General features: G+C 36.9%; 6 protein-coding genes. 1 reads left to right on the top strand and 5 read right to left on the bottom strand.

What is annotated here, in order from left to right; genetic code table 11:
- Window positions 1-137 (top strand): transposase (locus NY607_RS17315; protein WP_259420056.1); only part of this gene is annotated, 137 nt, incomplete at its 5' end.
- A gap of 163 nt (window positions 138-300) precedes the next feature.
- On the opposite strand, the gene NY607_RS17310 is transcribed toward NY607_RS17315, so the two are convergent.
- From NY607_RS17310 to NY607_RS17290, 5 genes are all read right to left on the bottom strand, one after another.
- Window positions 301-1,611 (bottom strand): Na+/H+ antiporter family protein, encoded by a 1,311-nt coding sequence (locus NY607_RS17310; RefSeq protein ID WP_259420055.1) that lies wholly within the window; start codon window positions 1,609-1,611, stop codon window positions 301-303.
- A gap of 159 nt (window positions 1,612-1,770) precedes the next feature.
- Window positions 1,771-3,750 (bottom strand): FtsX-like permease family protein, encoded by a 1,980-nt coding sequence (locus tag NY607_RS17305; RefSeq protein ID WP_259420054.1) that lies wholly within the window; start codon window positions 3,748-3,750, stop codon window positions 1,771-1,773.
- Entirely contained in the window at window positions 3,740-4,501 is a 762-nt protein-coding gene (locus tag NY607_RS17300) for an ABC transporter ATP-binding protein (RefSeq protein WP_048395566.1), read from the bottom strand. Before NY607_RS17300 ends, NY607_RS17305 begins: the two co-directional genes overlap by 11 nt.
- 96 nt (window positions 4,502-4,597) lie before the next feature.
- Complete coding sequence (locus NY607_RS17295) at window positions 4,598-5,614, bottom strand: sensor histidine kinase (RefSeq protein ID WP_054548960.1); 1,017 nt, start codon at window positions 5,612-5,614, stop codon at window positions 4,598-4,600.
- Window positions 5,615-5,629: 15 nt separating this feature from the next.
- Entirely contained in the window at window positions 5,630-6,310 is a 681-nt protein-coding gene (locus NY607_RS17290) for a response regulator transcription factor (RefSeq protein WP_081010943.1), read from the bottom strand.
- Window positions 6,311-6,335: the final 25 nt, after the last annotated feature.

Here is a 6,335-nt window from a genome sequence, read left to right as displayed (position 1 = left end):
TTGCCGATGCAAAAGAAAAGCATGGTATGCGATGGACAACCTTAAGAGGTCTGAAAAAATTGTCCATGCAGGCGATGCTTACTTTTGCTGCCATGAATTTAAAGAAACTGGCTACTTGGACGTGGCAAGTAGCTTAAGAGAGCAACTATGCTCGAAGCGTATGTTGGATTTGGTAATGTATGACCAAATATCAAGACGACATAGGAAGAAAAATGATAAAAGCCCTTGAGAGTGAACTTCTCGAGGGCTTTTGTCTACAGTCTGAGTAGTTTCTATATAATTATAGAAACTACCTCCTTATTATAGAAAGAACACACAAGCAATCCAACCAAACAGGATTAGTGGTATGTTAATGAAAATAAACGTAGGAACACAGGTATCCCAAATATGATGATGCTGGCCATCAACATTAAGGCCTGCTGTTGGCCCTAATGTAGAATCGGATGCTGGAGAACCTGCGTCTCCTAAAGCACCAGCTGTACCGATTAAGCATAATATCGCTAAAGGACTCATATCTAAACCTTGTGCTAGCGGAACAAATAGTGTCGCGATTATAGGCACTGTAGCGAAGGACGAACCAATCCCCATCGTCACAACTAATCCTATGACTAACATGATGAAGACAGCAAGACTTCTATTTCCTTCTAATACAGTGAGTGAATTTGTAATTAAGCTGTCCACATCACCTGTTGCATTGATTACCGCCGCAAAACCATTTGCCGCAATCATAACAAAGCCAATAAAGGCCATCATCTTCATTCCTTCAGAAAGAATATCATCTGCTTCTCTCCATTTAAGAGCACCTGTAAAATACATAATCATAATACCTGCAAACGAGCCTACAATCATTGAGTCTGTTAACACTTGAGCGCATAGTGATATTACTAGTGCCAGAGCTGTAGAAAACATAATGAATTTGCTGACGTTTACATTTAAAGATTCCGTCTCCACTTCACTATGCTTATAATGTCTTGGTTTGCGGTATACAGCGAAGGCAATTATCAATCCGATTAGCATTCCTAATACGGGAATACCCATTGCTGCAGGGACATCACGTGAAGAAACAGCCATTCCTGCCTCTGACACTTGTGTAGCAACGATATCTTGAAAGATTGCTCCAAAACCAGCAGGTACAAAACTATAAGTACCAATTAAGCCTACTGCAATCAACGTTGCAATTATACGTCGATCGACTTCTAGCATATTTAAAATCTTTAAAATAGGAGGTATTAATAATGGAATGAAGGCAATATGAATAGGAATAACATTTTGAGATAAAATAGACATCACAAAAATAAGGAAGAAAATTAATACCTTCACAAGTCCTTTTCTATTACTTTCACCCTTTAATATTTTTAACATCCCGGCTATCATTAATTCGGGTATTCCTGTTTTGGCAATGGCGATTGCAAAACCACCAAGTAAGCCATAACTTAATGCAATGGTTGCTCCTGCTCCTAATCCCTCTGTAAATGATTGGACTGTTGACTCAATGCCCATCCCACTAGTTAGACCACCTACAAATGCTCCTAGAACTAACGAGAGAACTACATTGATGCGAAGCAAGCTTAATATTAACATAACGGCAACAGCCGCAATTACTGCATTCATTGTTACACTCTACTTTCATACACTAAATTACTAACATGTTAAACTTTATTATTCTGATAATTGAAAGTCAAGGTTTTTTGTAACTTCTATATTTTTTGCACTAAAAAAACAGTGTAATGATAACCACCACACTGTTTCCGAGTTTCCTCTTATTTAATATTACAACGACTGACGTACAACCTTTTTATAGTAGCCTACCGATAGAATAGCAAAAATCGTATATAAAGCTATATAACAGCACATTGCAATCCACAAGGGAGCTGTTAACTCTGTCCCAAATAAAAACCATCCTGACTTAACAGCAAAGTAGCTATGCAATAACCCAATAACTAATGGAACACCGAAATTAAAGGCCTGTTTCATATAAATACCCTTCATGATATCTTTTTCAGCAAAACCAATCTTTCGTAGGATTGTATAGGAATCACGTTCTTCCTCCGCCTCAGACATTTGTTTAAAGTATAGAATACTACCTGTGGTCATTAAAAACGCTAACCCTAAAAATGCTGTTGTAAAGATGGTAAGACCCAATGATTCAATATTGTCTTTACGTTTTCCTTCATAGGATGATTGTGTATATTGCTTTGTCTGCCCCTTATCATCTACAGCCGTAATAATACCTGCATTTGATTGAATATATAATTTTTCTGCTGTTGCAATATCTTCGTTAGATTTTAAAGTAATTGTTGTTTGATGATGCCAAGGATAAAGAGCTGCCTGTGTAGTTAAACTTTTAAACATATCATCTGTCACAACAAAGATAGGTCCACCACCCCCAGCCGTTACAATACCACTTATCACGCTTTTATCGTGGATATCAACGACATGAAAAGTTTCTTCAAGTTCTCCTGCAGATACTACTAAATCATGATCTTTCTCTAACGGGAACATTTCAGCCATATAACCACCATAGTTTGTTAAGATAACCTCATTCCCTGAAAGCTTAGCTTCTGGAACACTCTGCTGGTAATCTGAAAGCGGAATGGTATAAATTGTGCCTTCCATTGTATATAAAGGGTTATCCTGCTGTTTTTTAGACATCAATTGACCTACAGCAGCGGTTACTCCCTGAAGACGGTAGTCAATTTTATCATAAGCAATATTATTTTCCTCTAACTTCTCTAAAAATCCCTCCCCTTGCTCTTCAAGCAATATGAAATCACCAGGTACTTGGCTATATGCAGATGCTTCCGAGGAGTAGTAGGCGATATAGGAAAGAGTCGTCACGCCTAGAGAAACGCCTGTTAACACGGTGATTAGCGTTAATGACTTTGCATTGCTCTTCATGCGATGCATGATGGGCGTTAATGCTAATACATCCTTTATGGATAAATGCCCTTTTTTCTTTAGGCGAATAGTATTCATAATAAATGCTACAGAGAAACGAAAAACAAGGAATGTTCCACCAATTGTAGTAGCTAAAATAATTATCATATTGATAAATAAATTACCAGCAGATTCGATATCGAACAACTTTGTCGATGCATAGTAGCCATAAACAATCAGTATAAGACCCAAAAAGCCAATAACCATCTGGAACGCACTAAAGCGTCTCACACGCTCATCTGCTTGTTTTGCTGCACTAAATAATGATAACAATGACACATGATGAATCATCCAAGCCATCTGTATAAGAACAATGATCAATAAGATAGTAAAAACAATCATCGACTGCATTAATGCTTGTGTACTAAAAGTCATGGTTACAAGAGCTTCTTTTTCAAGCACTCGAAGCAAAATCATTGCAAAGACACGAGAACTAAAGAAGCCTGCCAACATACCTATAATAACGGCTCCAACAAATAAGAGAATGTTTTCAACCGCTAATAAACGCACGATTAGCCCCTTAGTCATACCGATCAGTTGATACAAACCTATTTCCTTACTACGACGCTTCATAAATAAATGGTTTGCATACAGAACGAAGAACAAAACGATAAAATAAAGAATATAAGTTGCTGCCTTAAATCCGGCCGTAGCTGTTCCACTCATTTGAACAGCAGCCCACACCTCCGTATTATTTTGCAAGGTGACAAACGAAAAGTATAAGGTAACACTAAAAATAAGTGCAAAGAAATATAGATAGTAGTGCTTCATATTTTTCTTCATACTTCGAAGTACTAACTTACTAAGACTCATACCCGTCACCGCCTAGCACACTTTGTGTATGCATGATTTCTTTGAAAAAGGCCTGCCTTGTTTTATCGCCCTTATAAAGTTCACTATAGATAAGGCCATCCTTTAGAAATAACACACGTGTACAGAAACTTGCAGCTACAGCATCGTGTGTAACCATCATAATTGTCGCTTCTTTTGTTTCATTTATATTTTGTAGATTTTGAAGCAGGGCTGTAGCTGATTTAGAATCTAGTGCACCAGTGGGCTCGTCTGCAAATACCAATGACGGATTGGTAATAAGTGCACGTGCAGCAGAGGTACGCTGTTTTTGTCCACCTGATATTTCGTTGGGGTATTTATTTAAAATTTCCGTGATTCCCAACAAAGAAGTGAGTTCCTTCACTCGACTTTCGGCAACAGCTTTTGGTAACTTACTGATGGCTAACGGTAGAAGAATATTTTCTTTTACTGTCAAGGTATCTAATAAATTATAGTCTTGAAATATAAATCCCAGCTGCTCTCTTCGGAAGTTTGCTAAAGCCTTTTCTTTCATACCACGTAAACTATGACCGTTTATCTCAATAACACCTTCTGTCGCAAAGTCAATTGAGCATAAGACATTTAAAAGCGTTGTTTTACCAGAGCCAGAAGGTCCCATAATACCTACAAATTCTCCTCTATTCACTTCTACATCAATACCCTTTAATACTTCCTGAGCCGTTGATTTTTTTCCATACACTTTCTTTATTTTACGTCCTATTAAAACTGTCACTTCATAACGCCCCTTTCTATAGTTCAAGTGTACCCTGTCAAACCTAATCATTCGTGCGTTTTACATGACAATATAAAAAGGTAGGTGACATTTTCGTCATCTACCTGTTAGTTTCGCATATTCATTTTGTAAGGGGAAACGTAGTGTAAATAGCGAGCCTTCACCAACTTTAGATTGAACATTAATACGAATACCAATTTTATGGGCTACATTAGATGCTAAATAGAGACCCATACCTGTAGATTGAGAGGATTCCCTTCCCGCTGTTCCTGTATAAGATTTTTGAAAAATCCTAGGTAAATCGTCTAAAGGTATACCCCTACCTATATCTTTAATATGTAGTAATGTTGCACCTGTAGAATCATGTTCTGTAAAGATTGTTATCTCAGAATTTACTGGGCTATACTTGATGGCATTCGAAAGAATTTGTCGAATAATAAAAGCTAGCCACTTGCCATCTGTCATAACCATCTCTGTCAGTTCACCAATTTCAAAGCCAATGCCTTTTTCAAGACACCAAGCTTGCATAGCTCGGATTTCTTTATAAATAATGGGCTTCAGTTCAATCTCATTTAAATAATTATCTTTTTCAATAGCGTATAATCTTGTTTGATGCAGTTGTTGATCAACCAAAAGATGTAGTCTTAGCCATTCATTCTCTAATTTTCGACGTAGCTGTAAATCCTCAATATGTTCAAACATTAAATTAATGGCAGTTAAAGGTGCTTTTACTTCATGGACCCAAGCTAATAGTTCATCAGAATGTTCTTGTATCTGCACTTTGGCTTGATTTAACTCTAAATTCTTTTCAAAAAATGCATCCTCCATTTTTCGAAAGTATACTTCTTGAAAAGGAGATAAAGCTAAACTATTTCTATGTGCATCATCAAGGTGGCTATCCATATTTCCCAGGAAATCTTTTAATTTCCCAACTTCGATGACATAGCGACACCAAAAAAAGAGTATAAAACATACAAGTAAACTAACGTTTACATACCAAATAGAAACCCCATTTAAACCAACATCTAAAGAAAACAGCACATTTAGAATTATCAGAGTAAAAATAAAAAATCCTATCCAAGCAAAGCGTTCTCTAATAAATAATAATAACAATTCCCCTCACATCCCTCAGCATACTGCCATATAACCAAGTCCCTTTTTTGTTAGTATTACCTCATGTAAACCAATATCCTCTAGCTTTGTACGTAACCGATTAACGTTTACAGACAAAGTATTATCGTTTACGAAACGTTCGTCATCCCATAGTTTTCTCATTAGCTCGTCTCTTGAAACGATATGATTAGCCTGCTCCACTAATATTCTTAAAATAAAAAGTTCATTTTTTGTTAAAGAAGCAATGGTACCATTATACATAATTTCACTTCTCGCATAATCAATTATGGCATCGTTAAAACGTGTAACATCCATTTTTTCTTCAACGTAATCATAGGTTCTACGTAAAATAGCCTGTGCTTTTGCGAGTAAAACTTCCATATGAAAAGGCTTTTGAATAAAATCATCAGCCCCCATTTGCATAGCCATCACCATATCCATCGGGTGATCTCGGGAAGAAAGAAAAAGGATTGGCACTTTGGATAAATGACGAATTTCACGACACCAATGAAAGCCGTCATAGGCAGGCAATTGAATATCAATTAGCACGAGATGGGGCTTCTCCTCTATAAAGTCATCCATCACCTTCTGAAAATTTTTAGGTCCAACCACGTTTAGTGACCACTGCTCAAAACGTTCTTGAATCATGCTAAAAATAGAAGGATCATCTTCAATCAGCAAAATTTTCATGTCCATACTCAGTTCCCCTTTCCCTTTAATT

Source organism: Lysinibacillus sp. A4 (genome assembly GCF_024919535.1).
GTDB lineage: Bacteria > Bacillota > Bacilli > Bacillales_A > Planococcaceae > Lysinibacillus > Lysinibacillus capsici.
This window is presented reverse-complemented; position numbering and strand designations above follow the sequence as displayed.

What these genes read in the sequence shown, in the direction of transcription:
- NY607_RS17290 (WP_081010943.1), bottom strand. Translation starts at nt 6,310, where the DNA reads ATGGACATGAAAATTTTGCTGATTGAAGATGATCCTTCTATTTTTAGC.
- NY607_RS17305 (WP_259420054.1), bottom strand. Translation starts at nt 3,750, where the DNA reads ATGAGTCTTAGTAAGTTAGTACTTCGAAGTATGAAGAAAAATATGAAG.
- NY607_RS17310 (WP_259420055.1), bottom strand. Translation starts at nt 1,611, where the DNA reads ATGAATGCAGTAATTGCGGCTGTTGCCGTTATGTTAATATTAAGCTTG.